Raw genomic sequence first — 26629 nt, forward strand, 5'->3', positions numbered from 1 at the left:
CGCCGGCCCGGAAGTTTTCACGCGATCCCGCTTGAATCGGGCCGCGTTTGTCGCCAGTCTGTGTGCATGCAGGCGCCAATGACATTGCCGCCGTGGGACTCCCTGGCCGAACTGGACGACGAGGCGCTGCCGCTGTTGCCCACGGCCCTGCTGATCGCCCGCGACGAATACCCCGACCTGGACCCGCAGGTCTATGACGCGCTGGTGCAGAGCCACGCCGACCACCTGCGTACCGAGGTGGAGACGATCGAGCACTGGCCGCTCAAGATTGCCGCCGTCAATCGCCACCTGTTCGATGAACTGGGCTATGGCGGCGACCACGGCGAGTATTACGACCCGCGCAACAGCTACCTCAACCAGGTGTTCGAACGCCGCCTCGGCAACCCGATCTCCCTGGCCATGGTGCAGATGGAAGTGGCGAGGCGGCTGGGCATTCCGCTGGACGGCGTGTCCTTCCCCGGCCACTTCCTGGTGCGGCTGCCGGTGGACGACGGCATGCTGGTGATGGACCCGTTCAACGGCGGGCGGCCGCTGGACGTGGAGGAGCTGCGCGAACGCGCGCGCTCGCACCTGGGCGGCGAAGTGCCCGATGACAACGTGCTGGCGCAGATCCTGGACGCGGCCCCGGCGCGGGCGATCCTGATGCGGATGCTGCGCAACCTGCACGGCGTGTACGTGGAGCGCAGTGAGTGGGACCGCGCCGCGCGCAGTGCCGACCGCCTGCTGAAGCTGGCCCCGGAACAGGACGATGCCCTGCGTGACCGCGGGCTGGCCTACCTGCAGCTGGATTACCAGGCCGGCGCACGCCAGGACCTGGCGCTGTACCTGCAGCGCAACGGCCAGGCCAATGATGCGCAGTGGGTGCGCGAGAAGCTGGTGGAAATGGGTGGGCGTCTGCCGCGCCTGCATTGAAGGTTGCGTGTATCGACCAACGGTCGATACCTACCGATGCCCAGGGTCAGTCGATTTCGACCATTTCGAAATCGTCCTTGGTCACGCCACAGTCCGGGCAGGTCCAGGTTTCGGGCACGTCTTCCCACGCGGTGCCCGGGGCGATGCCTTCTTCGGGCAGGCCGTCGACTTCCTTGTAGATGAAGCCGCAGACAACGCACATCCAGGTGCGGAAGGTGGTGGCGGTGGCGTCGGTCATCGGATAATCAGGCGTTGGGCAGTACGGTCATAGGCCATTGTCCCACTCCCGCCGCCCTACCGGTAGCCATCGATGACGCTCCCTGCTTCCCCGGCCGCGCCCGCGCGCGGCGTGTACCTGATCACCCCCGACGAGGCCGATACCGGCCGCCTGCTGGACCGCGTGGCACCGCTGCTGGCCGCCGGCCCGACCTGGCTGCAGTTCCGCAATAAGACCGCCAGCCACGCGCTGCGCCGTGAACAGGCGCAGGCCCTGCAGGACCTGTGCGCCGCGCACGGCGTGCCGCTGATCATCAACGATGACCCGGCGCTGGCCCACGAGGTCGGCGCGGCCGGCGTGCACCTGGGCGGCACCGACGGCGACATCGGCGCCGCGCGTGCCCTGCTCGGCCCGGCCGCCATCATCGGCGCGTCCTGCTACGACCAGCTGGCCAACGCCGAACGGGCGGTGGCCGCCGGGGCCAGCTACGTGGCCTTCGGCGCCTTCTTCCCGACCACCACCAAGGTCACCAGCAGCCGCGCCCACCCGGACCTGCTGCGGCAAAGCGCCGCACTCGGGGTACCGCGGGTGGCGATCGGCGGGCTGACGCCGGACAATGTGGGCCCGATCATCGCCGCCGGCGCCGATCTGGTGGCCGTGGTCAGCAGCGTCTTCGCCGCCAACGACCCGGTGGCCACCCTGCACGCCTACCTTGCTTGTTTCCAGGACCCTTCCGCATGAAGCACGACCAGTCCCACGCCCTGTTCACCCGCGCCCAGGAACTGCTTCCGGGCGGCGTCAATTCGCCGGTGCGCGCGTTCAAGTCGGTGGGCGGCGAGCCGTTCTTCGTCGAGCGCGCCGACGGCCCGTACCTGTACGACGTCGACGGCAACCGTTACATCGACTACGTGGGCTCGTGGGGCCCGATGATCGTCGGCCACAACCACAGCGCGGTGCGCCAGGCGGTCAAGCACGCGATCAACAACGGCCTCTCGTTCGGCGCGCCGTGCGCGGCTGAAGTGACCATGGCCGAAACGCTGACCCGGCTGGTGCCGTCGTGCGAGATGGTGCGCATGGTCAATTCGGGCACCGAAGCCACGCTGTCGGCGATCCGGCTGGCGCGCGGCGCCACCGGCCGCAACCGCATCGTGAAGTTCGAAGGCTGCTACCACGGCCACGGCGATTCGTTCCTGGTCAAGGCCGGCAGCGGCATGCTGACCCTGGGCGTGCCGACGTCGCCGGGCGTGCCGGCCGGCCTGAGCGAACTCACCCTGACCCTGCCCTACAACGATTTCGACGCGGCCACCGCGCTGTTCGCCGAACAGGGCGCGGACATCGCCGGCCTGATCATCGAGCCGGTGGTCGGCAACGCCAACTGCATTCCGCCGCGCGACGGCTACCTGCAGCACCTGCGCGCGCTGTGCACGCAGTACGGCGCGGTGCTGATCTTCGATGAAGTGATGACCGGCTTCCGCGTGGCCCTGGGCGGCGCGCAGGCGCACTACGGCATCACCCCGGACCTGACCACCTTCGGCAAGATCATCGGCGGCGGCATGCCGGTGGGTGCCTACGGCGGCCGCCGCGAGCTGATGTCGCAGATCGCCCCGGCCGGCCCGATCTACCAGGCCGGCACGCTGAGCGGCAATCCGGTGGCCATGGCCGCTGGGCTGGCAATGCTGGAGCTGGTACAGGAACCGGGCTTCCACGAGCGCCTGTCGGCGGCCAGCGCGCGCCTGTGCGCCGGGCTGGAAGCGGCTGCGGCCGACGCGGGCGTGGCGGTCACCACCAACCAGGTGGGCGCTATGTTCGGCCTGTTCTTCACCGACCAGAAGGTGGAAACCTACGCCCAGGCCACTGCCTGCGACACCGCCGCGTTCAACCGCTTCTTCCACGCGATGCTGGAGCGCGGGGTGTTCCTGGCACCGTCGGCCTACGAGGCCGGGTTCCTGTCCAGCGCGCACGATGACAGCATCATCGACGCAACGATTGACGCCGCGCGCGAGGCGTTCAGGGTCGCCAAGGGGTAAGCGGCAGCACGGTTTGTGTTCGGCATCAGCCGAACACAAACCTGCCTTTCATCATCGCGAAGTGCCCGGGGAACGAGCAGAAGAACGTGTAGTCGCCGCCCTTGCGCAATGCGGCGGTAGGGAACGTCACGCTGGTGCTCTGCCCGCCGCCGATCACCGTCGTATGCGCCAACACCCGCGGATCCTTCTTCGGCAGGTAGCTGTCGGCCAGCGTCATCCGCATGCCGGCCATCGCCACCGCTTGATAGTCCGCCGCCCTGGTCAGCACCCAGTTGTGCCCCATCGCCGTGGCCGCCAGCTTGCCGGTGTGGCGCAGGGTCAGCTTCACCTGGCTGCAGTCGCCGGCCACCTTGATCTCCTTGCTGCTGAAGCTCATCTGGTCGGTGCTGTCGATGCTGACCGCGCACACGCGCGCCTGCGCGGCGGGCGCCAATGCCAACCCGGCCAGGATCATGGGGACAAACAGTTTCACGGCGTTCTCCATCCTTCAGTCACTGCAATTCTAGGCAGCCCGATGCAGGGCGTGGTGCGACGGGATGTCGCAGCGAACCCCGACAGTGCGGTAACGTCGGCTGTCGCTTCGCACGTGAGTGGAACATGCCGGTTGCCCTGGACTGCCTGCTGCTGGATTTCGATGGCGTGCTGGTCAACTACGCGCGGCACCTGCGTGTGCGCCACCTGGCCGAGGCCTGCGGATGCACGCCCGCGCAGGTGCACACCGCGCTGTTCGACAGCGGACTGGAGCAGCAGTTCGATCTGGGGCTGGACAGCACGCGCTACCTGCAGCAACTGGGCGATGCACTCGGCGTGGCGATCAGCCTCGCCCAGTGGCAGGACGCGCGCATTGCCGCCTCGCCGCCGCAGACCGGCGTGGTCGAACGCGTGCAGCGCATCGCGCAGGTAATGCCGATCGCCATCCTCACCAACAACGGCGCACTGATGGCGCAGACCATTCCGCGCATCCTGCCTGCGCTGGCGCCGATGCTGGACGGGCGCATCCTGTGCAGTGGCGAACTGGGCGGCCGCAAGCCAGACCCGGCGGTGTTCCTGAAAGCGGTGGAACGGCTCGACGCACGTCCCACCCGCACCCTGTTCGTCGACGATCTGTTCGTCAATGTGCGCGGCGCCCGCCTGGCGGGCCTGCATGCCGATACCGCGAGCGACAGCCGCAGTTTCGGCAAGCTGATGCAGCGGTTCGGCATCAACGCCTGACGCCGGGCAGTGCCCGGCGTCAGGCGGCGTTACCTCAGCGCGACGCGATGAACGACTGGACGGCTGCCCGCAGCCGCTTCAGGCCTTCGGCAATCTCTTCATCGGTGATGTTCAACGACGGCACGAACCGCAGCACATCCGGCCCGGCCTGCAGCGTCAGCAGCCCGTGCTCGGCGGCATGGTCGAGGATGGCCCCGGCCTGACCGGCGAAATCCTTGTCCAGCACCGCGCCCAGCATCAGGCCGCGGCCGCGCACCTGGCTGAACACCTTGAACTCGTCATTGATCTTGCCCAGCCCATCGCGCAGCGCCTGCGACTGGCGGCTCACGTTGCGCGCGATCTCCGCCGAGGACAGCTTGCGCAGCGCCACGCGCGCCACCGCCGCCGCCAGCGGGTTGCCGCCGAACGTGGTGCCGTGCGCGCCGAACTGCATGCTCTCGGCCACCTTGGGGCCGGCCAGCATCGCGCCGATCGGGAAGCCGCCGCCCAGTGCCTTGGCCAGGGTCACGATGTCCGGCTTGATCTCGTCCTGCCAGTGCGCGAACAGGGTGCCGGTGCGGCCCATGCCGACCTGGATTTCGTCCAGCACCATCAGCGAGTTGTGCTGGTCGCACAGCTCGCGGATGCGCTTCATGAAGCCCGGCTTGGCCGGCATCACCCCGCCTTCGCCCTGGATCGGTTCCAGCATCACCGCCGCGACGTCGCCGGCAGCCATCGCCGTTTCCAGCTGCACCTCATCGTTGAAGTCCACGTAGCGGAAGCCACCGGGCAGCGGCTCATAGCCTTCCTGGTACTTCGGCTGGGCGGTGGCGGTCACTGCGGCCAGCGTGCGGCCATGGAAGCTGCCGCGGAAGGTCACGATGACGCGCTGGTAGGCCGGGCGGCCCTGCGAGGAGGCCCACTTGCGCACCAGCTTGATCGCCACTTCGTTGGCTTCGGCGCCGGAATTGCACAGGAACACCCGCTCGGCGAAGCGCGAGGCGGTGACCAGCTCTTCGGCCAGGCGCAGCGGCGGTTCGCTGTAGAACACGTTGCTGGTGTGCCACAGCTTGCCGGCCTGTTCGATCAGCGCGGCCTTCAGGTCCGGATCGTTGTGGCCCAGGCCGCACACGGCAATGCCGGCGGCCAGGTCGATGAACTCACGGCCCTGGTTGTCCCAGACCCGGGCGCCCTGGCCACGTTCAAGCACCACCTGGCGCGGCTTGTACACCGGCAGGTAGTAATGCGACAGGGACAGGAGCGGATCGGGGGCAGCGGCGGTCATGGCGGTCAGGGGTCCGGGAAAGGCTCCATTCTCCCCCTCCACCGGCTGGGGCACAATGCGGCCCATGCACCCCTTCCGCGCCCCCCAGCTCAACCCCGCCACCGAATCCGGCTGGCGCCGGACCTGGTTCGACATCATCTACCGCCACGACACCCGGCCCTCGCGCAATTTCGACCTGCTGCTGGTGTACGCCATCATCGCCAGCGTGCTGGTGGTGATGTTCGACAGCGTGCAGCGCTTCCACATCGAGCACGCCAGCTGGCTGTACGTGGTCGAGTGGGGATTCACCATCCTGTTCACCGCCGAGTACCTGCTGCGGCTGGTGGTGGTGAAGCGGCCGCTGCGCTATGCCTTCAGCATCTGGGGCATCATCGACCTGGCCTCGATCCTGCCCACCTACCTGTCGCTGTTCATTCCCGGTGCGCAGAGCCTGCTGGTGGTGCGTGCGCTGCGCATCCTGCGCGTGTTCCGCATCCTCAAGCTGACCCGCTACATCGAAGAAAGCGGCGTGCTGATGGAATCGCTGTGGCGCAGCCGGCGCAAGATCCTGCTGTTCCTGTTAACGGTGGTCACCATCACCATCATTGCCGGTACGTTGATGTACGTGATCGAAGGGCCCAACCATGGGTTCACCAGCATTCCCAGCGCGATGTACTGGGCGGTGGTGACGATGGCGACGGTGGGCTTTGGCGACATCGTGCCGCAGACGGTGCTGGGGCGGTTCGTGACCTCGGTGTTGATCCTGATTGGTTACAGCATCATCGCGGTGCCCACGGGCATCTATACCGCCGAGCTGGCCAACACCATGCGTGATGCCGAACGTGCCGCCAAGCGCGATGCACGTGGCTGCCCGCAGTGCGGGCTGGAAGGGCATGAGGCGGAGGCGAAGCATTGCCGCGCGTGTGGGGCGGCGTTGCCGGAGACGTTCAATCAATGACCGGCCCTGCGCAACGAAGAACCGCATGGTGGCCGCGTAGGGACACGCCATGCGTGTCCGCTTTTCGTTCCGGGGTCATGAACGCCTGAAGGGCGGCTTCGGATGATCTAAACGTCGGCCGCAGACAGCGCGCCGACGGTGGGCGGCTTCGGATGCTTGTGCCGCGCTTTGCGCGGTTGACACGCATGGCGTGTCACTACGAATTTTTACGTGCGCAGGACGATTCCGTTATCAAAAGCGGCGTACGCGTGTTTCGGATCAATCCAGGAACAGATCCGGTAACAGCGGGCGCGTCGGGTCCACTGCGTATCCGCTCAGGTCGGTGATACCCGCCTCGGCCAGCACCTCGTCGTCGAGCAGGAACTGGCCGCTGAAGCCCACGGCGTCGCGTGTCAGTACCGCGTGCGCGGCGTCGGCGAGGATGTCGGGGGTGCGGCAGCCGCCGATGTCCACGCCGGGAATCATGTTGATTGCGTCAGTGGCGATCACCGTGCGCGGCCACAGCGCGTTGACTGCCACACCCTGCGGTCCGAACTCTGCCGCCAGGCCCAGCGTGACGAAGCTCATGCCCATCTTGGCCAGCGTGTAGCCGGTGTGCGGGGCCCACCACTTCGGGTCCAGGCTCGGCGGCGGCGCCAGGGTGAGGATGTGCGGATTGGGCGCCTGCAGCAGGTGCGGCAGGCAGGCCTGCGCGCACAGGAAACTGCCGCGCGAATTGACCTGCTGCATCAGGTCGAACCGCTTCATCGGTGTATCCAGCGTGCCGCGCAGCCAGATCGCGCTGGCGTTGTTGACCAGGATGTCGATGCCGCCAAAGGTATCCACGGTGGCGGCCACCGCCGCGCGCACCTGGTCTTCTTCGCGGATATCGCACTTGAGCGCCAGGCCCTGCCCGCCCGCAGCGGTGACCGCTTCGGCAGCACTGTGAATGGTGCCGGGCAGTTTCGGGTTGGGCACGGCGGACTTCGCCGCAATGGCCACGTTGGCGCCGTCGCGCGCGGCGCGCAGGGCGATGGCCAGGCCGATGCCGCGCGAGGCGCCGGTGATGAATAGGGTTTTCCCTTGCAGACTGGCCACGTCGATCAACTCCTGCGAATTCATGATCGGCCAAGTATGCCGCGCCCACACGCAATTAACCGCCCCTTGACGATAGTTACTGCCCCGGTTACTGCTGCGAGGTATTCACCATGCGCCGTTCCCGCTGTCTGTTCACTGCCCTCGGCGTGGTCCTGATCGCCACCGCCTGCCAACGCGAGCCCACCAACGCCGCGCCGGATGCAGCACCCGCTGGCACTGCCACCACCCCCACCGCGCAATCACCCGCCAACGGCACCCTGCGCTGGAGCAACGCGGTGGTCTGGAGTGGCGACCTCAATGCCTGCCGCCAGGGCGAAGCCGCGGCCACCCGCGAGTGCTTGATGAAGGCGATGCTGGCCGGTGGTGCGAGTGACGATGCCGTCACCGCCGCCGAGCAGCTGAGCAGCGCCGGCGAGCTGGCCCATGTGGTGGCCTGGCATGACCAGGATGGCGTCGGCGTAGCAACTGTGAACTACCCGTTCCGCGCCAACACCAACGAAGGCACCCGGCTGATCGATGCCAGCGGCAAGCGCATTGACGTGGACAACGTGCAATTGGACGACACGCTGCGTGCCGACCCGGCCGTACAGGCGCTGCTGGCCACCGATCCGCAGGCGACGCCGTTCGCCCCGGCGCAGGCGGCGGGCACCGCCCCGCTGGACGGCGGCGGCGTTCGGCTGCTGTACCGCACGCCGCTGCGCGAATGCCATGCCTGCCCCGACCTGGGAAGCGTGCAGATGGGCTATGACTTCGACGCCAAGCGTAATTTCATCACGCAGCAGCTGGTGCCCGTGACACCGTAAGCATGTTGGTGCATCAGAGTCCGTAGAGGGAATCAAAGAATTCCCTCCAGAGCCGCGCGACCAGTTGCCGTGCCCCGCGACCCAGCGCGGCAATGACGGTTGCGACCACCGCGCACAACAGCAGAACGCCACACACAAGCAGCCCCGCCCAGCCGGGCAGCGCGTAATACGCCCAGATGCCGAGCGCGAGCGCTGCCAGTGCGAGGGCTATGTGGACCGTCTTGTGCATGGTCTATTCCCCTATCCCAGGATTCCTGTGCCGCAGCATGTCCGGCATCTGCCGCGCCAGGTCATGGCTTCGGTCCCTGCCCCTCATTGTCTTCCCAGTGCAGGATCCTGCGGGTCACGAACCGGTACACCGGCTTGCCGGTGCGGAACCACAGGTCGCGTACCCACGAGTGGCGCTTGAGTACGCGCTTTTCCACCGGGGTGAGTGACTCGCGGCAGTACATGCGCTTGTGCTTGAGCAGATGGCGCAGGTCTTCACGGGCCAGCAGGCGCATCCAGCGCGAGCGCGGGTTGCCGATCACGGCCAGCTGGAAGTCGATCAGCGCCGGGCTGCCGTCTTCGCGCACCAGCCAGTTCGCTTCCTTGGCCAGGTCGTTGTGGGCGATGCCATGGCGGTGCACCCGCTGCAGCAGCCGGCGTGCGGCGCGGAAGTAGGCGAGATCGCCACGCGGCGGGCGCTGGTACATCGCGTCACCGGCCATGAAGCTGCGGTCCAGCCAGCGGCCGTTCCAGGCCAGCAGCGCCGGGGTGTCGGGCATTCCATCCAGATGCGCCAGCGCGCGGGCTTCACGCCGGGCCAGCCACCAGGCCGGCAGCCGCAGCCACCACGGGGTGGCGAGCAGGTCGCGGCGGACGAAGCGCGTGCCGCCCTCTTCCATCAACAGGATGCGGCCGAAGCTGTCGGCCTTCAGGGCATGTGCGGCAGGCGGGAGCGGGCGGTTCATGGTGCCCATTCTAGCTGGCGGGCAGTCAGTCACTTTGACCCCTCTATAATCCCCCGATGGACTCGTCATGGATCGATGCCACGCTTGCGTGGATCTCAGCTCACCCCGTGCTTGCCGGTGCGGTCATCTTCCTCATCGCCTTCTGCGATGCCGTCATCGTGCTTGGCGCCATCGTGCCCGCGCTGCCGCTGCTGTTCGCGGTGGGCGTGTTCATCGGCCTGGGGCAGATCTCCGGACCGTACGCCGTGGCGTGCGCGGCGCTGGGTGCGTTCGCCGGCGATGGCATCAGCTACTGGATCGGCCGGCGCTGGGGTGACCGCCTGCGCGGCTTCTGGCCGTTCAGCCGCTACCCGCAGCTGCTCGACCGGGGCGAGACGATGTTCCGCCGCAATGCGTTCAAGAGCATCCTGGTGGCGCGCTATGTAGGCGCGATCCGCCCGTTCGTGCCGGCCATCGCCGGCATGATGAACATGCCGGCCATGCGCTACGTGCAGGCCAGCGGCATCGCCAGCCTGTCCTGGGCAGTGCTGTTCCTGGCCCCGGGCTGGGTGCTGGGCGAGGCCTATGACGCGGTGGCGGCGGTGGCCGGGCGGCTGGTGATGGTGCTGGCGCTGGTCGGCGTGGTGATGGGCGTGGTCTGGGCGATCGTGCTGTACGGCTACCGCTGGTCGGCCGCGCGCATGGACAGCTGGCTGGCCGGCCTGCTGCGCTGGTCGCAGCGCCACCCCACGCTGGGCCGCTATTCGGTGTCCGTCTTCGACCCGCAGCGCCGTGAATCGGTGCCGCTGGCGATGCTGGCGTTGATGCTGCTGTTGCTGGGCTGGTGCTGGTTCGCGCTGCTGATGGCGGTGGTGGCCCATGGCGAGCCGCTCAGCCTGGACCTGGCCGTGCACCAGGCGATGCTGGCGCTGCGCAATCCGCTGGCCGACTACCCGATGGCGGCGCTGGCCTCGCTGGGCGCCTGGCCGGTATTGCTGCCGGCCACTGCGGTGACGATGGGCTACCTGATCTGGCGCCGGCGCTGGATGGCCGCCGCGCACTGGCTGGCCGCACTGGCCTTCGGGCTTGCGCTGACCAAGCTGCTGGGCGCCACGGTGACGGTGGTACGCCCGCCAGGGGCGAGCAGCGGCTTCGGCTTCCCGTCGGTGTCGGTGACCATGGCCACCATCACGTTCGGCTTCTTCGCGGTGCTGATCGCGCGCGAGCTGCCCGGGCGCACCCGCGTGTGGCCCTACCTGCTGTCGGGCATCATCGTCAGCCTGATCGGCTTCTCGCGGCTGTACCTGGGCGCGCACTGGCTGAGCGACGTGGTGGGCGGGATGCTGTTCGGCATCTTCTGGCTGCTGGTGCTGGGCATCGCCTACCGCCGCCGCTTCAACCGCTCGTTCTGGGTCAAGCCGGTGTCGTGGCTGTTCTACGGCACCTTCGCGGTGGCCGCGTTGTGGTACGCGCCGCGCAACATCGCGGTGAAACTGGAACGCTTCGAACCCGCACAGCCCGCACCGGCCAACGTGGCTGCGCAGGACTGGTGGGGCAGCCAGTGGCGCACCCTGCCTTCGCGCCGCAATGAGTTCGATGACGACCAGCGCTGGCCGCTGGACGTGCAGGTGGCCGGGCCACTGGCGCCGCTGCGCGAGCGCCTGGAAAGCCAGGGCTGGCGCGTGCAGCCGCAGGCCGGGTGGGAACAGGCCCTGCTGATGCTGGACAAGTCGGCCACCCCGGACGAAGTGCCGGTGCTGCCGGCCACGCTGGATACGCAGGTGGAATCGCTGCTGCTGCTGCGCCCGGGCAATGCGCCCAACGAGATCTTCGCGCTGCGCCTATGGCCGGCCGCCACCCAGCTGCAGCCGGGCGACCAGCCATTGTGGCTGGGCAGCGCGCAGACGCTGCACTACCAGCACTTCCACCTGATCGGGATGTGGCGGCCGATGCGCGGCATCGATCCGTCGCTGAAGGCGGTGCGCGAGGCGCTGGAAGGGTTGCCGCAGCAGGTCGACACGCATCCCGAGACCGGCATGCCCGTGTTGAGGGTCCGAACGTACTGAGCGATCACGACCAACGGTCGTGATCTACCCGTTTCAGCAACGGCGGTTGTGGTTGGCCCCATTGCCGTCACCCCGGCCTTGAGTGACCGGGTTTCGGGTTACCAGTTTTCGTCGATCGGCGTCGAGTTGGCCGGCATCCAGCGCAGCAGCGCGTCCAGGCGCTGGTGTGGGTCGTCGTGCTGCAGCAGCTGCAAGCGCTGCGATTCTTCCAGCGGCAGCAGTTCGGCCAGCCGCCAGCCCACCCATGCCGCCTGGTCGAGCAGTGCCGGGTGCGCGGGCGCGAACGCGGTGCCGGCCTGTTCGATGATGTGGCCCAGCACGGTGGACAGCAGCGCGTGTTCCGGGCGCAGTTCGTCGTCGTGGTCGGGCGTGCTCCATTCCACTTCGGCCATGATCAGGCCGTTGTCGCGTACCCGCACCTGGCGTACATGGAACCGGCGATGGCCGCGCAGGCGCAGCACCAGCACGCCGTCATCGCCCATGTCGAAATCGTCGATGCGCGCTTCAACGCCGTGCGCGGCCGGGGTGGCCGGGGCGCCGACCTCGTTGCCGTCCAGGATCAGGCAGACCCCGAAGTGGGTGTTGGCGCGGCTGCACTCGCGCAGCATGTCCAGGTAGCGTCGCTCGAACACGCGCAGGCCCAGCGCGGCGCCGGGCAACAGCACCGCGTGCAGCGGGAACAGGGGCAGCGTGGCGATGGAATCGGTCATGGCCAACCGATTATCGCGCCTGCAGCTGGGCAAGGAAACGGCGCGGCGCGCCGTCGAAGCCGCCGTTGGACATGAACACGACATGGTCGCCGGGCTGCACGGTGGCCCCCAGTCGTGCCAGCAGTGCGTCGGTATCGGGCACGGCGTGCGCCTCGCCACGCACGGCGGCAATCACGCTGGCCGCATCCCAGGCCAGTTCGGGCCGGTGCAGGAACACCACCGCGTCGGCCAGCGCCAGCGAGGGAGCCAGCGCATCGGCGTGTGCGCCCAGCCGCATCGAGTTGCTGCGCGGCTCCATCGCGACCACGATGCGGCGCGCGCCGACCTTGGCGCGCAGGCCTTCCAGGGTGGTGTGGATGGCGGTGGGGTGGTGGGCGAAATCGTCGTAGAGGGTGATGTCGTCGGCCACGCCGATCACTTCCATGCGGCGTTTGACGCTGCGGAAGGTGGCGAGCGCGGGAATCACGGCGGCCGGTTCAACGCCCACCGCATGCGCAGCGGCGAGTGCCGCCAGGCCATTGAGCACGTTGTGGCGGCCCAGCAGCGACCAGCGCACTTCGCCCAGCGCCACGCCACGGTGGTGCACGATGAAGGCGCTGCCATCGGCATTGACCAGCTCGGCATGCCATTCCAGCCCGGGATCGAAACCAAACCGCTCCACCGGGGTCCAGCAGCCCATCGCCAGCACTTCGGCCAGAAGGGGGTCTTCGCCGTTGACGATCAGCCGGCCGCGCGCGGGCACGGTGCGCACCAGGTGGTGGAACTGGCGCTGGATCGCGGCCACGTCCGGGAAGATGTCGGCGTGGTCGTATTCCAGATTGTTGAGGATGGCCACCAGCGGGCGGTAATGTACGAACTTGCTGCGCTTGTCGAAGAACGCGGTGTCGTACTCGTCGGCCTCGACCACGAACTCACGGCCCTGCCCCACGCGGGCGGACACGCCGAAATCCTCGGCCACCCCGCCGATCAGGAAGCCCGGCTCGCGGCCGGCGGCCTGCAGCAGCCAGGTCAGGATGGTGGTGGTGGTGGTCTTGCCATGGGTACCGGCCACGGCCAGCGTGTCGCGGCCCGGCAGCACCTGTTCGGAGAGCCACTGCGCGCCGGAGATGTAGCGCTGCCCGGCATCCAGCACCGCTTCCACGGCCGGGTTGCCGCGCGACAGCGCGTTGCCGACCACGACCTCGTCGCAATCGCGGGCCACGCTGTCGGCGCGATAGCCGGGGTCCAAGGCGATGCCAAGCTGTTCCAGCTGGGTGGACATCGGCGGATAGATCGCCTGGTCGCTGCCACGGACCGTATGGCCCAGTTCCCGCGCCAGGGCGGCCACGCCGCCCATGAAGGTGCCGGCAATTCCAAGAATGTGGATCGTGCTCATACCCGATTGTCGCCCAAAGCCCACAGAAGGGGGTAGAGCCAGGCCTTGCCTGGCTGCGGACAACGATCGAAAAGGAAGTCAAGGTGTCAGGGAAATCCCGATAGCGGTGTACTGTGAAGACGGACACAATTCACCGCGCCAGCCGCAGTACCCCCGACGGTCCTACTCCCCAAGAGGCCATCCCCAGGGGGGCTCATATTGTGGGGCTCTGAGCAAGCCCGATCGCTGGCGCCTTACACCGCACGCCCGGTTTCCGAAAGGACCGGGCGTGCGCGTGTAGGTTGATCAGCGCTTGAGCGCTGCCTGGATGCGCGCTTCCACGTCGGCAAGCTCGCCCACGCCATCAACGCGCGCCAGGGTGCCGCGGCCCGCATAGAAATCCACCACCGGCGCGGTCTGGTCGGTGTAGACCTGCAGGCGCTTGCGCACCGATTCGGGATTGTCATCGGCGCGGCCCTGTTCCTGGGCGCGGCCGGCAATGCGCTCGACCAGCAGTTCGCTCGGCACATCCAGCTGCACCACCGCATCCAGCGGCTGGCCGATCTTGGCCAGCACGGCGTCCAGCGCGTTGGCCTGGGCCACGTTGCGCGGGTAACCGTCCAGGATGAAGCCATTGGCCACATCCGCCTGGCCCAGGCGCGATTCCAGCATGCCCAGCAGGATGTCATCGGACACCAGGTTGCCGGCGTCCATCACGGCCTTGGCCTGCTTGCCCAGCTCGGTGCCGGCAGCCACTTCGGCGCGCAGCAGGTCACCGGTGGAAATGTGCGCAATGTTCAGGTGTTCCTTCAGGCGCGTCGCCTGCGTCCCCTTGCCCGAACCGGGCGGTCCCAACAGAACCAATCGCATCAACCTGACTCCAACTTGGTAAAAAACGGAAGGGCGCGCGCCCGGGATTGTCCACAATCACGCTGCACCGCAATACGCGCACTTTACCTCATACCGGTAATGTCCCTGCAATGTCCTTCCCCCCGACAAAGGTCCCACCATGTCCAAAGGTACCCTGCTGTACGCCCAGTCAGGCGGCGTCACCGCCGTCATCAATGCCACCGCCTCGGCGGTGATCAGCACCGCCAGGGCCAAGGGAATCAAGGTCTTGGCCGCGCGCAACGGCATCCTGGGCGCGCTGCGCGAGGAGCTGATCGACACCTCGAAGGAGTCGGCGGCGGCCATCGCCGCGCTGGCCCATACCCCCGGCGGCGCCTTCGGCTCCTGCCGCTACAAGCTCAAGTCGCTGGAGGCCGACCGGGCCCGCTACGAGCGCCTGCTGGCGGTGCTGCGCGCCCACGACGTGCGCTGGTTCCTCTACAACGGCGGCAACGACTCGGCCGATACCGCCTGGAAGGTGTCCCAGCTGGCCAAGGCCTTCGATTACGACCTCACCTGCATCGGCGTGCCCAAGACCATCGACAACGACCTGGCGGTGACCGACACCTGCCCGGGCTTCGGTTCGGCGGCCAAGTACACCGCCGTGTCGGTGCGTGAGGCGGCGCTGGACGTGGCGGCCATGGCCGAAACCTCCACCAAGGTGTTCGTGTACGAGGCCATGGGCCGGCATGCGGGCTGGCTGGCGGCCGCCGCCGGGCTGGCCGGAAACGGCCCGGACGAGGCCCCGCACATCATCCTTCTGCCCGAACGCGCCTATGACGAGGCCGCGTTCCTGGCCAAGGTGAAGCAGGTCGTCGAACGCGTGGGCCACTGCGTGGTGGTGGCCTCCGAAGGCATCCAGACCGCCGATGGCCGCTTCGTGGCCGATGCCGGCGGCGGCAAGGACTCGTTCGGGCACACCCAGCTGGGCGGGGTCGCCTCGCAGCTGGCCGCGCGCGTGAAGGACACGCTGGGCTACAAGGTGCACTGGACCCTGCCCGACTACCTGCAGCGCTCGGCCCGCCACATCGCCTCGAAGACGGATTGGGAACAGGCGCAGGCGGTGGGCAAGGCGGCGGTGCAGTACGCGCTCAAGGGCCAGAACGCGGTGATGCCGGTGATCGTGCGCAGCAGCGATGCGCCGTACCGCTGGAAGATCGAACCGGCGCCGCTGCACAAGGTGGCCAACCACGAGAAGAAGATGCCGGCCGGCTTCATCCGCCGCGATGGCTTCGGCATCACCGACAAGGCCCGCGCCTACCTGTCGCCGTTGATCAAGGGCGAGGCACCGCTGCCGTATGGTGCCGATGGGCTGCCGAAGTACGTGACCCTGAAGAACGTGGCGGTAAGAAAGAAATTGCCCGCGTTTGAGGCATAAAGGACGGCCTGGCACCGCGCAGCCACGCAGGGCGTGGCTCTACGGGTGGAACGTCCGCGATTGCGACGGGCGGCAGGCGCCCCCTACAATCCCACGGGCCGGCAGGACACGCCGGCCCTCGCAACCGCGACCCACCCTCCGCGCCTGCGGACGATGACAAGGACAGTACCGATGAAGTGCACCCCCCTGTTTGCCGCGCTGCTGCTCGCCGCAGCCGCCCCGGCGTTTGCCGATACCTGCGAGAGCTCCTTCCAGAAGAAGGGCAACCCGCTGTCGGGCACCACCTATACCGCTGCGGTCAGCCACCCCGGCCTGAGCGTGAAGAGCGCCATCGGCCAGATGCGCGTGATCGCCAAGAACGCCAACATGGACGTGCTCGACGAAGATGCCGAGAACGGCTCGATGCTGATCGAAGAGCCGCAGACCGGCATGCACAAGAACCTGCCACTGATCGTTGGCGCCAGCAACGAGGGCGGTACCGGCACGGTGAGCCTGATGTTGAAGCTCAACGCCGGCGCCTTCGCCAAGGCCGACAGCATCCGCGCGGAAATGTGCAAACTGCTCACCCAGGTGCAGCCGGGCAAGGCTGGCGAGCATCTGGCCGCGGCCACCCCGAAGGCTTCCACGGTGACCACCACCGCCACCGCGTTGGGTGCACAGCTGCGTTCGCAGCACAAGGACAATCCGGCGGCGATGGAAGCACGCTACCAGGACAAGGTGTATTCCATCACCGGCCGCGTCAACGGCGTACTCAAGAGCGGCGGTGGCTACAACACCGGCTTCGACGTGGGCGGCAACCCGTCTGGCGGCATCGATTTCGAGAGCGTGGCCATCAGCTGCAGGTTCGCGCCGAGCCAGGCCGCCTACGCGATGGCGCTGCGCCCGAAGGAGAAGGTCACGCTGATCGGCGTGGTCGAATCGTATGACCAGATCGGCCGGGTGCTGTGGCTGAAGGACTGCAAGGGCAACTGAGCCGGCACTGCCGGCAACGGTGACACCCAGGGCCCGGACGACGTTGTCGTCCGGGCCTTTTCATTGCGCGCGTTACGGGCAGGCCTTGCCTTCCACGGTCATCTGCGCGGCGAACATCGGAATCTTCGCGATCTGGCCGGCGGCGGCCTGCTTCTTGGCCTCTTCCAGGTAGATGCGCGACTGGCCCTGGCCGTCGAGCTGCGGCTTCTGTTCCACCGGCAGGCGCCAGACCCTCACCACCGCCTGCTGTGCGGGACAGGCCGCGCTGGGCACACGGATCACGTCGTTGAGCTTCCAGCCCTTGGCTTCGCTGGGCTGCGCCTTGTCGAACTCGACGAACTTCGCGCGCGGCTGGCACTGCTCGCTGGTGCGGGCGACCACGAACCGGTAGGGCTGCGCGGCGTCGCCGGTGAAGGTGCCTTCCAGGCGCGCGCAGGCTTCGGGGATCTGGCGCAGGGTGTGGGTGACGTTTACTGCCTGTGCTGCGCCTACCGGGCGCTGGCGTTCGGGGGTTTCGGCGGCGTTGGCCGCCAGGGCGGGAAGCAGGGCCAGCAGGATGAGGTGGCGGGGGGACATGGGCGGGGCCTCCTTGGGGATGGGGGGAGGTTGGCTGGAGGCGGATGAATGGTATGGCAAGGCGTGGGCTGCGGTTGGGTTTGCCTGGTTGCCAGGCAGGGCCTGGCACTACCCTCGTGCGTCTGACATGTGGGCTTCGCCGCGCCACCTGGCGCATGCGATGGGCAGGATGGGGCATTTCACTGCATACTCGGGGGCACCAGGGATTGCTGAACAAAGCCACACGCTTGATGACCGGGTACGGTCTGAACGGGTTGGTCCATCGTTGCAGCCCGTTGTGCCCCGCGTGGTGAGGTTCGTCCGTCAACTGGATGCCATCCATCACCCGGGAGGGGACATGCTGGAACGTTATGGGCTTTCTCTGGCGCTGTTCTGCGCCATTCTCGCGATTCTCTACGGCATCGTGTCGGCACGCTGGATCCTCCGGCAACCGGCTGGCAATGCCCGCATGCAGGAAATCGCCGCCGCCATCCAGGAAGGCGCGCGCGCCTACCTCAACCGCCAATACCTCACCATCGGCATCGCCGGTGCGGTGCTGTTCGTGCTCGTCGGCATCTTCCTCAGCTGGTACACCGCGATCGGCTTCGCGATCGGTGCGGTGCTCTCCGGTGCGGCCGGCTACATCGGCATGAACGTGTCGGTGCGGGCCAACGTGCGCACCGCAGAGGCAGCACGCAACGGGCTGAGCGCCGCCATGGACGTGGCCTTCCGCGGTGGCGCGATCACCGGCATGCTGGTGGTCGGGCTGGGCCTGCTCGGCGTGGCCGGCTATTACGCGCTGCTGCTGAAGATGGGGCTGGATACCGCGGCGGCGCTGCATGCGCTGGTGGGGCTGGCGTTCGGCTCCTCGCTGATCTCGATCTTCGCGCGGCTGGGCGGCGGCATCTTCACCAAGGGCGCCGACGTGGGCGCCGACCTGGTCGGCAAGGTGGAAGCCGGCATTCCCGAGGATGACCCGCGCAACCCGGCCGTGATCGCCGACAACGTCGGCGACAACGTGGGCGACTGCGCCGGCATGGCCGCCGACCTGTTCGAAACCTACGCGGTGACGGTGATCGCCACCATGCTGCTGGGCAGCCTGATGATCGCCGAGGCCGGCCGCAACGCGATCCTGTATCCGCTGGTGCTGGGCGGGGTGTCGATCATCGCTTCGATCATCGGCGCGCTGTTCGTCAAGGTGAAGCCGGGCGGTTCGATCATGGGCGCGCTGTACAAGGGCGTGATCGTGTCGGGCGTGCTGGCCGCCATCGCCTTCTACCCGATCACCCTGCAGCTGATGCCGGACAACGCCCACGGCGCGACGAACCTGTACATCTGCGCGCTGATCGGGCTGGTGCTGACCGGGCTGATCGTGTGGATCACCGAGTACTACACCGGCACCCAGTACAAGCCGGTGCAGCACGTGGCGCAGGCTTCCACCACTGGGCACGGCACCAACATCATCGCTGGCCTGGGCGTGTCGATGAAGTCCACCGCGCTGCCGGTGATCGCGGTCTGCCTGGCAATCTGGCTGGCGCACCTGCACGGCGGCCTGTACGGCATCGCCATCGCGGCGACCGCGATGCTGTCGATGGCCGGCATGATCGTGGCGCTGGATGCGTACGGGCCGATCACCGACAACGCCGGCGGCATCGCCGAAATGGCCGAGCTGCCGCCGGAGATCCGCAACATCACCGACCCGCTCGATGCAGTGGGCAACACCACCAAGGCGGTGACCAAGGGCTATGCGATCGGTTCGGCCGCGCTGGCCGCGCTGGTGCTGTTCGCCGATTACACCCACAACCTGCAGGCGGCGCACCCGGGTGAAGTGTTCGCCTTCGACCTGTCCGACCACACGGTGATCATCGGCCTGCTGATCGGCGGTTTGATCCCCTACCTGTTCGGCGCGATGGCGATGGAAGCAGTGGGCCGCGCCGCCGGTGCGGTGGTGGAAGAAGTGCGGCGGCAGTTCCGCGAGATTCCCGGGATCATGGAAGGCACTGGCAAGCCGCAGTACGACCGTGCGGTGGACATGCTGACCCGCTCGGCGATCCGCGAAATGATCGTGCCGTCGCTGTTGCCGGTGGCGGTACCGGTGGTGGTGGGCCTGCTGCTCGGGCCGCGTGCGCTGGGCGGGCTGCTGATCGGCACCATCGTGACCGGCCTGTTCGTGGCGATCTCGATGACCACCGGCGGCGGTGCCTGGGACAACGCCAAGAAGTACATCGAAGATGGCCACTTCGGCGGCAAGGGCAGCGAGGCGCACAAGGCGGCGGTGACCGGCGATACGGTGGGGGATCCCTACAAGGACACCGCTGGGCCGGCGATCAATCCGCTGATCAAGATCATCAACATCGTGGCGCTGCTGCTGGTGCCGTTGTTGTAGAAGGTTCCGGGTCCCCCGACCAACGGTCGGGGGCTACCCTGCGTGGTGCGGAAACCCGGTAGAGCCACGCCCTGCGTGGCTGCGCGGTGCCGGAGCGAAGAGCAGCCACGCAGGGCGTGGCTCTACGGCAGCGGGGTCGGGCGCGACAGCACGTAGGCTGCGCTTGCAGCAAAGAACAGCCCGACGCCGAGCAGCAACGGCCACGATGGCCTCGCACCCCAGCAAAACATCGCAAAGCCGAAGGCCATGCCCCCGGCGGCGAAGGCCTTGCCCTTGCGGCTGATCGCCCCCTGCTCGCGCCATGCGCGCAGCGATGGACCATAGCGCGGGTGTTCCAGCAACTTGCGCTCGAACTTCGGCGAGCTGCGCGCGAAACAGCCTACCGCCAGGATCAGGAAGATGGTGGTGGGCATCACCGGCAACAGTGCGCCGATCACCCCCAGCGCCACCATCACCCAGCCCAGGCAGAACCAGAGCCAGCGCATCAGCGTGACCCGGCGCGCACGTCAGCGTTCATGCGAATTCCAGTTCCACATGATCGTGCACGCTGCGGAACGCGGCATCGGCCGCATCGATCATCTGCTGCTCTTCGGCCTCGGTGAGCACCACGCTGTCCAGCGCGGCGGTGAACTCGCGCCAGTGGCGTGCGGCGCCATCGGGATGCGCGGCCAGGTGGCGGGCGCCGAAGTCCGCATCCAGGCCCAGCTGCGCGGCCATCTTGTACAGGATGGTGCCGCCCAGGTTGGAGCCTTCGGCCACGTACAACCAGCCCAATGCGGCGGACAGCGGCAGGTCCGGGTCCAGCCGCAGTGGGACCGGGGCCGGCAGGGTCTGTTCCAGATCGCGCAGGTCGCGCGTGACCTGCGGCAGCCGCCGGCGTTCGGCCAGGTCCGGCAGCAGTGCATCCAGCGCGGCGTTGGCGTACAGGCCATCGATGTCACGGTGGAAGCGGTACTGGACCCGCAGGAAACGCGCGAACCGCCCGCGGTCGGCGAAGATCTCGCCGGCCATGATGCGCTTGTCCAGCGCGCCGTGGCTGTCTCGGGTGGCCGCCTTCAGGCGTTGGCTGCGGGTGGCTTCAAGGGTATCGGTGGCGTTCATGGCGTTCTGGCAGAAAGAAGGTGGCAGCGCCGGGCAAGGCCCGGCACAGGGATAAGACGCCTGTCGTGCAGACTACCCCAACCCGGATTGCCGGTGCTGCCCTCCCCCCCATTCCGGCGATGTGATCCTCACCCGGGCTTGGCGATAATGCGCCATCGACCCGCCTTACAAGGATTGCCATGATGGATACCACTGAAACGCGCATGACCACCCTGTTCGAACAGCTGGGGCTGGAGTCGAGCAACGAGGCGATTGCGCAGTTCATTCTTCAGCACCAGCTGCCGGCTGATGTCAAAGTAACCGAAGCGCCGTATTGGAGCCCGAGCCAGAAGCAGTTCCTGGGCGAGCAGCTGAAGTCGGATGCGGAATGGGCCATCGTGGTGGATGAGCTCAATGAAGCGCTGCACGCGGATTCTGTTGCGCGTTGAGGTTTGGGTTACGTGGGACACGCATGGCGTGTCACTACGCGGCAGGCGCGGCGGTTTATCCACCGCGCCTGCCCTCTTGATCAATACCGCCAGGTGACGGCCAGGCGCATGATCCGGCCCGGGGCCGGCATTACGCCCAGTGCGAGCGGATCGAGATAGTAGCGGTCGGTCAGGTTGTCCACGTTGAAGTCGACCGCCAGCTGCGTGCTGGCCTGCCAGCTGGCGAACACGTCCACGATGGTGGCCGGCTGGTACAGCTGCTGGATCGCCGACAGGCCCACGTTCCACTCCTTGTCCAGCTTGCTGATCGGGCCGCTGTTGTGGATCACGCGGGTACCGAAGCTCAGCCGCTGGTCCAGCAGCCGTGACCCCAGCGTCAGGTTGACCGTGTAGCGCGGCGGGTTCTGGGTGTTGCTGTAGGACCCTTCGAAACCACCATCCACGCAGTCCGGCGTGTTGGCCAGTTCTTCTATCTTGCGCTGCACGCCGTAGGCACGGCGCTCGGCGGCGATGTCCGGGGCGCAGGTCTTGGCTTCGAAGTAGTAATGCGCGGACAGATCGGCGAACACCTTGCCGGCGTCATAGCTGGACTGGAACTCCAGGCCCGAGACCTTGAAACGATCGATGTTGCGGATGTAGCCGGCCGACAACGTGCGGTAGTCGCGCGTGATCAGGTCATCGATGCGGGTGTTGAAGTAGGCCAGCTTGAACGCGGCCTGGTCGCCTTCGGCAAACAGGTCGTGGCGCACCGTGCTGGCGCCCACTTCCCAGGTGCCGGCACGCTCGGGCTTGAGTTCGCCATCCACCGGCTTGGCCGCGGTGAACAGGCCCAGGGTGCTTTCAAACAGGCTGGGCAGCTTCACCCCTTCGGCGTACTTGATGTACACCAGGGTGTCTTCATCGGCGTGCCAGGTGACGCTGGCGGTGGGCATGAAGGCGTTGTCGGTGCGCCGGATCGGCTGCGACCAGGTCCAGCTGGTCGGCACGACCAGGTCCTCGGCCGCGGTGACATCGTGGAAATTCCAGCCGGTGATGTCGGCCACCGTCCCCTTCTTGTACGGCGATGCCAGCAGCGAGGCTTCGGTGAACTGGCCGTTCGCATCCGGGTACCAGTTGAGCATGGCGATGCGCTGCGCGCGCCATGCCGGCAGCGTCGGGTCGCCGTTGAGCAGCTGGGTGTAGCGGTACTGGCCGATGACTTCTTCGGTGTCCGGCGTGGCCAGGCGGTTGCGGTCGTGGATGCTGACGCGGTTGAAGCGGCCACCCACCAGGATGTCCCAGCGCTCGCCCGGCTGCCATTTCATCGAGGCCACCGCGCTGTATTCCTTGCGCGTGGCATTGCGCAGGAAGCGGTTGTTGACCAGGTCATCGTGCATGATCGGCGCGCTGTCGCCCGGGCCCACGTCTTCGTCGCTGAAGGACAGCCCGTAGTCGAAGGTGAACAGCCCGGCGCTGTTGGTGGTCATCACCGTGGTGTTGGATACGTCCAGGCCGAACCGGGTCTGGGTCATGTCGTTGCGGTAGGCGTCCTTGTAACCGGGGTCGGTGTTGAAGGTCGGGCCGTCATACCACTCGGTGCGGCGGTCGAAGTACCACGGGGTGATGCCGGTCAGGCCGTTGTACATCAGGCTGTCGGCGTCGGTGTACCAGAGGTTGGCCTTCAGGTCGACGATGTCGTTGCCCGGGTTGAAGCGGTAGCGCAGGTTGTAGGCATCCAGGTCCACGCTGCCCGGCTCCCACTGCGGCACGCGGTCGCGGTCCACGCGGATGATCTGCGAGGCCATGATCTCACCCTGCCTGCCGCTGTAGTGGCGGTAGCCGGCTTCCAGCGTCTGCACGTCGTCGATCCGCCAGGTGCCCTTGAGCAGCACCGAGTTGGACTTGGACGAGGTGTTGAACACTTCGGTGTTGGGCGGGTTCAACGGTGCCAGGGTGCGCCGGGTCTGCGGGAAATCGTCGTAGCCGTGCTTGCCCGAGTAGTAGTTGCCGGTATCGCGCCAGGCATAGGCCGCCACCAGGTCGAAGCGGTCCCAGTGCTTGCCGCCGGCGATGTTGAAGAACTGCCCGCCGAGGCTGTTGCGGTCGGTACCGGGGGTGCCGTTGTACGCGGGGAGGTCGCGCGCACTGCCGTTGGAGATGCCGCTGCGCACGCGCAGGCCGGCGTCCTGGCCGTCGCGCAGCACGTCGCCGATGTTCAGGGTTTCCATCTCCACCACGCCGCCGATGCCGCCGGACGCATTGGCGCCCAGGCTGGGGCCCTTGGTCACGGTGAGGCTGGAGATCAGGTCCGGGTCGAGGTAGGTGCGCTGCGACTGGCCGGCATAGCCGCGGTAGGTGTCCATGGTGGACTGCCCGCCGTCGATGATCACCGGGATGCGGCTCTGGCCCTGGATGCCGCGGATGTTGAGGTCCAGCGCGTTGGCCGTGCGCGGATCACCGGCGGTCACGCCGACCACGCCCTTGACGATATCGGCGGTGGAGGTGCCACGGAAACGCTCGATGGTGGCGCGTGGCACGTACACGCTCGACCCGCTGCTGCGGTACTGCTCCAGCGCACGCTCGGCGGTGCCCTCCGCGTTGGCCTGGTCCCCGGCCACGCGCAGCGGGCCGGTGTGGATCACGCCATCTTCGTCCTGGCCGCGCGGCGCGCGCTCCAGGGTCACCGCGCCCGGTCCCAGCGCGCGCGGTGCCAGGCCGCTGCCCTGCAGCAGCTGCGCCAGTGCGGCCTGCGCATCCAGCGCGCCGCGCACGGCGGTGGAGCTTGCACCGTTGGCCAGTGCGGCCGGGTAGGCCACCTGCACGCCGGATTGGCGCATGTAGCTGCGCAGCGCATCGGCCAGCGGTTGGGCGGGGATATCGAACTGGCGGGTGGCGGCCTGCGTGGCGGTGTCGCCGGACTGGGCCAGTGCGGGCAACGCGGTTGCCGAGGCCAGGCCTGTGGCCAACAGCGCGATGCACAGGCGGGACGGGCGCAGCATCGGCGCCGGTCGGGAAATGGAAAGCATGTTGAAACCTGTTGAGAGGCGATGCCGCGAAAGCACGGCTTCCCCGCACAGTGTGCGGGCGCTGCGAAGTACGTGGCGGCGGCGGGTACGTTCGGGGGTAAGACGTGCGGGGCGGTCCCTTCCCCAAGGCGCATTCAGCGCGCGGGCGTAGCGCTCACGATCGCCACGCCCATCGGCAGGCGGGTGATGCGCAGGCCGGCCGACATCGCCAGCGCGTCCAGCGCCTGCTCGGGCTGGTCCACGCGCAGCGCGGCGTTGACGGCGGGCAGCGCCGACAGGTCGCCGCGCACGAAGGTGGGTCCTTCGCGATAGCGGGCAATCTGCGCGACCGCGTCGGCCACTTCGGTGGCATCGAGCAGCAGCTCGCCGTCGCGCCATGCGGCAATACGGTCGGGGGCCAGGTCGTCATGGCGTACCACCCGACCCCCCGGGGCGAAGCCGGCACGCTGGCCCGCCAGCAGGTAGGTCCAGCCGCCATTGGGCGAGGCGGCGACGCGGACCTGGCCCTGCGAGACTTCCGCATCCACGCCCTGTGGGGTGCTGGCCACCGCAAACGCCGTGGCGATGTCCTCCACCACGCCGCCCTGTGCGGTGACCTGGAACGGCTGCGCGTGCCCGGCTGCCACTTCGAACCAGGCGCGCCCGCGCAGCAGGCGGATGCTGCGGCGCTGGTCGTCGTAGTCCACGGCAATCGCCGAATCGGCATCGAGCACTGCGCGGCTGCCATCGGGCAGGGCCAGCGTGACCACGTCGTGGCTGCTGCGGTGATCGGCGCGCAGGCGCAGCCAGGCGTCGGGCGACACCCACAGCAGCGCCAGTGCGGCGGCCGCGGCGAGGGCCAGGCGGGGCATGCGACGACGGCGGCCAGGTGGACGCTTCGCCGCCGCCGGGGGCTGCGCCACGGCCTGCCACAGCTGGCGCTCGTACTCGAACGCGCGGCGGTGCCCGGGCAGGCTGAGCCAGTGTTCGAAGGCCTGCATGCGCGGCGCGTCCACGGCGCCGGAGGCCAGCCATGTGATCCATGCCTGCGCCTGTTCGGCAAGCAGGTCGGGCGAGGTGGACGCGGTCGGGTCGGTAGGCAGGTCGTGCGGGCTCATGGCTGGCAAGGGTGCGAAGGGCAGCGCCGATACCATCAAGACGTGTGGGAACGGCACTTCCCCAAGCCCGCGCGCCTCACCGCCCGCTGCGCGCCCATGCCAGCCGCTGCAACGCAGCGCGTACATGGTTTTCCACGGTCGTGACCGACACGCCACGGCGTCGGGCAATTTCCGCCTGGGTCAGCCCCTGCAACCGGTTGAGGCGGAAGATCGTGCGCGTCGGTTCGGGAAGGTGGTCGGCGGCGGCGAGCACGCGCTGCAGCTCGTCCTGGGCCATGGCCTGTTCTTCCGTGGACAGCACTTCATCCGGCCCCCACAGGTAGTGGTCGGCCAACAGCCGCGTCTGGCGGCTGCGTTCCCGGCCCTGGTCGGTGGCCAGGTTGGTGGCCAGACGGTACAGATAGGCCCGCGGGTTGTCGATGGTCACGCTGGCATCCACCCCGCGCGCCTTGAACCAGATGGCCTGGATCACGTCTTCGGCACTGCCGTCGCTGCCCAGTATCCGCTGCACCCGACGCAGCAGCGCCGGGCGTTCGCGGATCAACAGGTCGGTCAGGGTGGATGCGTTGGAGGACATGCAGAGGGGGCCCGGGGCGGCGGCATCTTACCCCTCAAATGAGAATGAGTCACGTTAAGCGCGCGGCCGGCGCACCGCCCGTACCTTGCCGCTGCGCCCACCGCCGGCGTAGAACAGGCCCGCGCCATCGGCCTCCAGCCCGCTGACATGCATGCCCTCGGGCATGCGCAGCTGCTCCAGCACCTGCCCACTGCGGGCATCCACGCGGCGGATGTCGCTGCGCTCGCCATCGTCGGTGCCATGCCAGAGCTGGCCATCGACCCAGGTCACGCCGGTGACGAAGCGGTCCGATTCAATCGTGCGCAGCACCTCGCCCGTGGTCGGGTCCACCTGGTGGATGCGGCGTTCGCGGTACTGCCCCACCCACAGGCTGCCTTCGGCCCAGGCCATGCCCGAATCGGTGCCGCCGCCGGGCGCGGGAATCGAGGCCAGTACCTTGCCGGTCTGCGGGTCGATCTTGTCGATGCGCGTTTCGGCGATCTGGTACAGGTGCGTACCGTCGAACGCGGTGCCCGCATCGCAGGGCACGGCCAGCGTGCGTACCGGGGTGCCGCTGTCCGGGTCGAAGGCCAGCAGCGCCGGGCCGGTGGCGGCCCAGACATGGCGGCCATCGAAGCTGACGCCGTGGATGCAGTCGGCACCCTCGAAGGGACCGTATTCGCGGGCCACGTCGGCGTCATGTACGCGCGGGGCGGCGGCGGGGTTCAGCGTTCCAGTGTTCATTGCAGCAT

27 protein-coding genes are annotated in these 26629 nt (G+C 68.0%); 11 read left to right on the forward strand and 16 right to left on the reverse strand.

Going from position 1 to position 26629, the window contains the following annotated elements:
* Window positions 1–66: 66 nt before the first annotated feature.
* On the forward strand, window positions 67–912 hold the full coding sequence (locus NMB40_RS14215) for a SirB1 family protein (RefSeq protein ID WP_494358827.1): 846 nt from the start codon (window positions 67–69) through the stop codon (window positions 910–912).
* A gap of 46 nt (window positions 913–958) precedes the next feature.
* On the opposite strand, the gene NMB40_RS14220 is transcribed toward NMB40_RS14215, so the two are convergent.
* On the reverse strand, window positions 959–1150 hold the full coding sequence (locus NMB40_RS14220) for a rubredoxin (RefSeq protein WP_494358828.1): 192 nt from the start codon (window positions 1148–1150) through the stop codon (window positions 959–961).
* A gap of 72 nt (window positions 1151–1222) precedes the next feature.
* Between NMB40_RS14220 and thiE the strand changes: the two genes are divergently transcribed.
* The gene (gene thiE, locus NMB40_RS14225; RefSeq protein WP_494358829.1) at window positions 1223–1870 is read left to right on the forward strand and encodes a thiamine phosphate synthase; all 648 of its coding nucleotides are present in this window, start codon (window positions 1223–1225) and stop codon (window positions 1868–1870) included.
* Window positions 1867–3156, forward strand: coding sequence for a glutamate-1-semialdehyde 2,1-aminomutase (gene hemL / locus NMB40_RS14230; RefSeq protein WP_494358830.1), 1290 nt, complete (start codon window positions 1867–1869; stop codon window positions 3154–3156). The genes thiE and hemL overlap by 4 nt, the downstream gene beginning before the upstream one ends.
* A gap of 25 nt (window positions 3157–3181) precedes the next feature.
* On the opposite strand, the gene azu is transcribed toward hemL, so the two are convergent.
* Complete coding sequence (azu, locus tag NMB40_RS14235) at window positions 3182–3628, reverse strand: azurin (RefSeq protein ID WP_494358831.1); 447 nt, start codon at window positions 3626–3628, stop codon at window positions 3182–3184.
* 125 nt (window positions 3629–3753) lie between these two features.
* Here azu and NMB40_RS14240 point away from each other — a divergent pair, with 125 nt between their 5' ends.
* Window positions 3754–4368, forward strand: coding sequence for an HAD-IA family hydrolase (locus NMB40_RS14240; RefSeq protein WP_494358832.1), 615 nt, complete (start codon window positions 3754–3756; stop codon window positions 4366–4368).
* Window positions 4369–4402: 34 nt separating this feature from the next.
* On the opposite strand, the gene NMB40_RS14245 is transcribed toward NMB40_RS14240, so the two are convergent.
* Entirely contained in the window at window positions 4403–5632 is a 1230-nt protein-coding gene (locus tag NMB40_RS14245) for an acetylornithine transaminase (protein WP_494358833.1), read from the reverse strand.
* A 64-nt stretch (window positions 5633–5696) separates the two neighbouring features.
* On the opposite strand from NMB40_RS14245, the gene NMB40_RS14250 reads away from it, so the two are divergent.
* Window positions 5697–6569 carry an ion transporter gene (locus NMB40_RS14250; protein ID WP_494358834.1) on the forward strand — a complete coding sequence of 291 codons (873 nt, stop codon included), beginning with the start codon at window positions 5697–5699 and terminating at the stop codon, window positions 6567–6569.
* A gap of 258 nt (window positions 6570–6827) precedes the next feature.
* On the opposite strand, the gene NMB40_RS14255 is transcribed toward NMB40_RS14250, so the two are convergent.
* Window positions 6828–7670, reverse strand: coding sequence for an SDR family oxidoreductase (locus NMB40_RS14255; RefSeq protein ID WP_494358835.1), 843 nt, complete (start codon window positions 7668–7670; stop codon window positions 6828–6830).
* Window positions 7671–7756: 86 nt separating this feature from the next.
* Between NMB40_RS14255 and NMB40_RS14260 the strand changes: the two genes are divergently transcribed.
* Window positions 7757–8449, forward strand: coding sequence for a hypothetical protein (locus NMB40_RS14260; RefSeq protein WP_494358836.1), 693 nt, complete (start codon window positions 7757–7759; stop codon window positions 8447–8449).
* Window positions 8450–8462: 13 nt separating this feature from the next.
* Here the strand turns inward: NMB40_RS14260 and NMB40_RS14265 are convergent, their stop codons facing one another.
* Window positions 8463–8678: a hypothetical protein gene (locus tag NMB40_RS14265; protein WP_494358837.1), complete on the reverse strand. Its 216-nt coding sequence runs from the start codon at window positions 8676–8678 to the stop codon at window positions 8463–8465.
* A gap of 61 nt (window positions 8679–8739) precedes the next feature.
* A complete protein-coding gene (locus NMB40_RS14270; RefSeq protein ID WP_494358838.1) occupies window positions 8740–9402 on the reverse strand; it encodes a protein kinase family protein in 663 nt (220 codons plus the stop codon).
* 56 nt (window positions 9403–9458) lie between these two features.
* Here NMB40_RS14270 and NMB40_RS14275 point away from each other — a divergent pair, with 56 nt between their 5' ends.
* Complete coding sequence (locus tag NMB40_RS14275; RefSeq protein ID WP_282247340.1) at window positions 9459–11447, forward strand: bifunctional DedA family/phosphatase PAP2 family protein; 1989 nt, start codon at window positions 9459–9461, stop codon at window positions 11445–11447.
* Between the two features lie 98 nt (window positions 11448–11545).
* Here NMB40_RS14275 and NMB40_RS14280 read toward each other — a convergent pair whose 3' ends face one another.
* The 3 genes from NMB40_RS14280 to NMB40_RS14290 all read right to left on the reverse strand — a co-directional run bounded on the left by NMB40_RS14280 (window position 11546) and on the right by NMB40_RS14290 (window position 14381).
* The gene (locus NMB40_RS14280) at window positions 11546–12157 is read right to left on the reverse strand and encodes an LON peptidase substrate-binding domain-containing protein (protein WP_494358839.1); all 612 of its coding nucleotides are present in this window, start codon (window positions 12155–12157) and stop codon (window positions 11546–11548) included.
* Between the two features lie 10 nt (window positions 12158–12167).
* Window positions 12168–13532: a UDP-N-acetylmuramate:L-alanyl-gamma-D-glutamyl-meso-diaminopimelate ligase gene (gene mpl / locus NMB40_RS14285; RefSeq protein ID WP_494358840.1), complete on the reverse strand. Its 1365-nt coding sequence runs from the start codon at window positions 13530–13532 to the stop codon at window positions 12168–12170.
* 285 nt (window positions 13533–13817) lie between these two features.
* Complete coding sequence (locus NMB40_RS14290) at window positions 13818–14381, reverse strand: adenylate kinase (RefSeq protein WP_068853913.1); 564 nt, start codon at window positions 14379–14381, stop codon at window positions 13818–13820.
* A 139-nt stretch (window positions 14382–14520) separates the two neighbouring features.
* Here NMB40_RS14290 and NMB40_RS14295 point away from each other — a divergent pair, with 139 nt between their 5' ends.
* Window positions 14521–15777, forward strand: a complete 1257-nt coding sequence (locus NMB40_RS14295; RefSeq protein ID WP_494358841.1) for a 6-phosphofructokinase — start codon at window positions 14521–14523, stop codon at window positions 15775–15777.
* A gap of 171 nt (window positions 15778–15948) precedes the next feature.
* On the forward strand, window positions 15949–16749 hold the full coding sequence (locus NMB40_RS14300; protein WP_282247491.1) for a hypothetical protein: 801 nt from the start codon (window positions 15949–15951) through the stop codon (window positions 16747–16749).
* Between the two features lie 72 nt (window positions 16750–16821).
* Here the strand turns inward: NMB40_RS14300 and NMB40_RS14305 are convergent, their stop codons facing one another.
* Window positions 16822–17325 (reverse strand): hypothetical protein, encoded by a 504-nt coding sequence (locus NMB40_RS14305; protein ID WP_494358842.1) that lies wholly within the window; start codon window positions 17323–17325, stop codon window positions 16822–16824.
* A gap of 337 nt (window positions 17326–17662) precedes the next feature.
* Between NMB40_RS14305 and NMB40_RS14310 the strand changes: the two genes are divergently transcribed.
* Window positions 17663–19690, forward strand: a complete 2028-nt coding sequence (locus tag NMB40_RS14310) for a sodium-translocating pyrophosphatase (protein WP_282247489.1) — start codon at window positions 17663–17665, stop codon at window positions 19688–19690.
* A 122-nt stretch (window positions 19691–19812) separates the two neighbouring features.
* Here NMB40_RS14310 and NMB40_RS14315 read toward each other — a convergent pair whose 3' ends face one another.
* Entirely contained in the window at window positions 19813–20175 is a 363-nt protein-coding gene (locus tag NMB40_RS14315; RefSeq protein WP_494358843.1) for a YbaN family protein, read from the reverse strand.
* 28 nt (window positions 20176–20203) lie between these two features.
* Complete coding sequence (locus NMB40_RS14320; RefSeq protein WP_494358844.1) at window positions 20204–20791, reverse strand: biliverdin-producing heme oxygenase; 588 nt, start codon at window positions 20789–20791, stop codon at window positions 20204–20206.
* Window positions 20792–20973: 182 nt separating this feature from the next.
* Between NMB40_RS14320 and NMB40_RS14325 the strand changes: the two genes are divergently transcribed.
* A complete protein-coding gene (locus NMB40_RS14325) occupies window positions 20974–21219 on the forward strand; it encodes a DUF2789 domain-containing protein (RefSeq protein ID WP_494358845.1) in 246 nt (81 codons plus the stop codon).
* 80 nt (window positions 21220–21299) lie between these two features.
* Here the strand turns inward: NMB40_RS14325 and NMB40_RS14330 are convergent, their stop codons facing one another.
* The 4 genes from NMB40_RS14330 to NMB40_RS14345 all read right to left on the reverse strand — a co-directional run bounded on the left by NMB40_RS14330 (window position 21300) and on the right by NMB40_RS14345 (window position 26621).
* Window positions 21300–24224 (reverse strand): TonB-dependent receptor domain-containing protein, encoded by a 2925-nt coding sequence (locus tag NMB40_RS14330; protein WP_494358846.1) that lies wholly within the window; start codon window positions 24222–24224, stop codon window positions 21300–21302.
* A gap of 134 nt (window positions 24225–24358) precedes the next feature.
* Window positions 24359–25321, reverse strand: a complete 963-nt coding sequence (locus tag NMB40_RS14335) for a FecR family protein (RefSeq protein ID WP_494358847.1) — start codon at window positions 25319–25321, stop codon at window positions 24359–24361.
* Window positions 25322–25397: 76 nt separating this feature from the next.
* Window positions 25398–25898: an RNA polymerase sigma factor gene (locus NMB40_RS14340; RefSeq protein WP_282247483.1), complete on the reverse strand. Its 501-nt coding sequence runs from the start codon at window positions 25896–25898 to the stop codon at window positions 25398–25400.
* Window positions 25899–25952: 54 nt separating this feature from the next.
* Window positions 25953–26621, reverse strand: coding sequence for an NHL repeat-containing protein (locus tag NMB40_RS14345; protein ID WP_494358848.1), 669 nt, complete (start codon window positions 26619–26621; stop codon window positions 25953–25955).
* Window positions 26622–26629 lie beyond the last annotated feature (8 nt).

Source organism: Stenotrophomonas sp. FBCC-B152 (assembly GCF_059134105.1).

Coding starts and splice junctions, on each gene's coding strand:
- NMB40_RS14220 (WP_494358828.1), bottom strand. CDS start 1,150: ATGACCGACGCCACCGCCACCACCTTCCGCACCTGGATGTGCGTTGTC.
- NMB40_RS14340 (WP_282247483.1), bottom strand. CDS start 25,898: ATGTCCTCCAACGCATCCACCCTGACCGACCTGTTGATCCGCGAACGC.
- NMB40_RS14310 (WP_282247489.1), top strand. CDS start 17,663: ATGCTGGAACGTTATGGGCTTTCTCTGGCGCTGTTCTGCGCCATTCTC.
- NMB40_RS14270 (WP_494358838.1), bottom strand. CDS start 9,402: ATGAACCGCCCGCTCCCGCCTGCCGCACATGCCCTGAAGGCCGACAGC.
- NMB40_RS14305 (WP_494358842.1), bottom strand. CDS start 17,325: ATGTCCCCCCGCCACCTCATCCTGCTGGCCCTGCTTCCCGCCCTGGCG.
- NMB40_RS14295 (WP_494358841.1), top strand. CDS start 14,521: ATGTCCAAAGGTACCCTGCTGTACGCCCAGTCAGGCGGCGTCACCGCC.
- thiE (WP_494358829.1), top strand. CDS start 1,223: ATGACGCTCCCTGCTTCCCCGGCCGCGCCCGCGCGCGGCGTGTACCTG.
- NMB40_RS14245 (WP_494358833.1), bottom strand. CDS start 5,632: ATGACCGCCGCTGCCCCCGATCCGCTCCTGTCCCTGTCGCATTACTAC.
- hemL (WP_494358830.1), top strand. CDS start 1,867: ATGAAGCACGACCAGTCCCACGCCCTGTTCACCCGCGCCCAGGAACTG.
- NMB40_RS14345 (WP_494358848.1), bottom strand. CDS start 26,621: ATGAACACTGGAACGCTGAACCCCGCCGCCGCCCCGCGCGTACATGAC.
- NMB40_RS14275 (WP_282247340.1), top strand. CDS start 9,459: ATGGACTCGTCATGGATCGATGCCACGCTTGCGTGGATCTCAGCTCAC.
- NMB40_RS14240 (WP_494358832.1), top strand. CDS start 3,754: ATGCCGGTTGCCCTGGACTGCCTGCTGCTGGATTTCGATGGCGTGCTG.
- NMB40_RS14250 (WP_494358834.1), top strand. CDS start 5,697: ATGCACCCCTTCCGCGCCCCCCAGCTCAACCCCGCCACCGAATCCGGC.
- NMB40_RS14315 (WP_494358843.1), bottom strand. CDS start 20,175: ATGCGCTGGCTCTGGTTCTGCCTGGGCTGGGTGATGGTGGCGCTGGGG.
- NMB40_RS14265 (WP_494358837.1), bottom strand. CDS start 8,678: ATGCACAAGACGGTCCACATAGCCCTCGCACTGGCAGCGCTCGCGCTC.
- NMB40_RS14215 (WP_494358827.1), top strand. CDS start 67: ATGCAGGCGCCAATGACATTGCCGCCGTGGGACTCCCTGGCCGAACTG.
- NMB40_RS14255 (WP_494358835.1), bottom strand. CDS start 7,670: ATGAATTCGCAGGAGTTGATCGACGTGGCCAGTCTGCAAGGGAAAACC.
- NMB40_RS14320 (WP_494358844.1), bottom strand. CDS start 20,791: ATGAACGCCACCGATACCCTTGAAGCCACCCGCAGCCAACGCCTGAAG.
- mpl (WP_494358840.1), bottom strand. CDS start 13,532: ATGAGCACGATCCACATTCTTGGAATTGCCGGCACCTTCATGGGCGGC.
- NMB40_RS14325 (WP_494358845.1), top strand. CDS start 20,974: ATGGATACCACTGAAACGCGCATGACCACCCTGTTCGAACAGCTGGGG.
- NMB40_RS14330 (WP_494358846.1), bottom strand. CDS start 24,224: ATGCTTTCCATTTCCCGACCGGCGCCGATGCTGCGCCCGTCCCGCCTG.
- NMB40_RS14300 (WP_282247491.1), top strand. CDS start 15,949: ATGAAGTGCACCCCCCTGTTTGCCGCGCTGCTGCTCGCCGCAGCCGCC.
- NMB40_RS14280 (WP_494358839.1), bottom strand. CDS start 12,157: ATGACCGATTCCATCGCCACGCTGCCCCTGTTCCCGCTGCACGCGGTG.
- NMB40_RS14335 (WP_494358847.1), bottom strand. CDS start 25,321: ATGAGCCCGCACGACCTGCCTACCGACCCGACCGCGTCCACCTCGCCC.
- NMB40_RS14290 (WP_068853913.1), bottom strand. CDS start 14,381: ATGCGATTGGTTCTGTTGGGACCGCCCGGTTCGGGCAAGGGGACGCAG.
- NMB40_RS14260 (WP_494358836.1), top strand. CDS start 7,757: ATGCGCCGTTCCCGCTGTCTGTTCACTGCCCTCGGCGTGGTCCTGATC.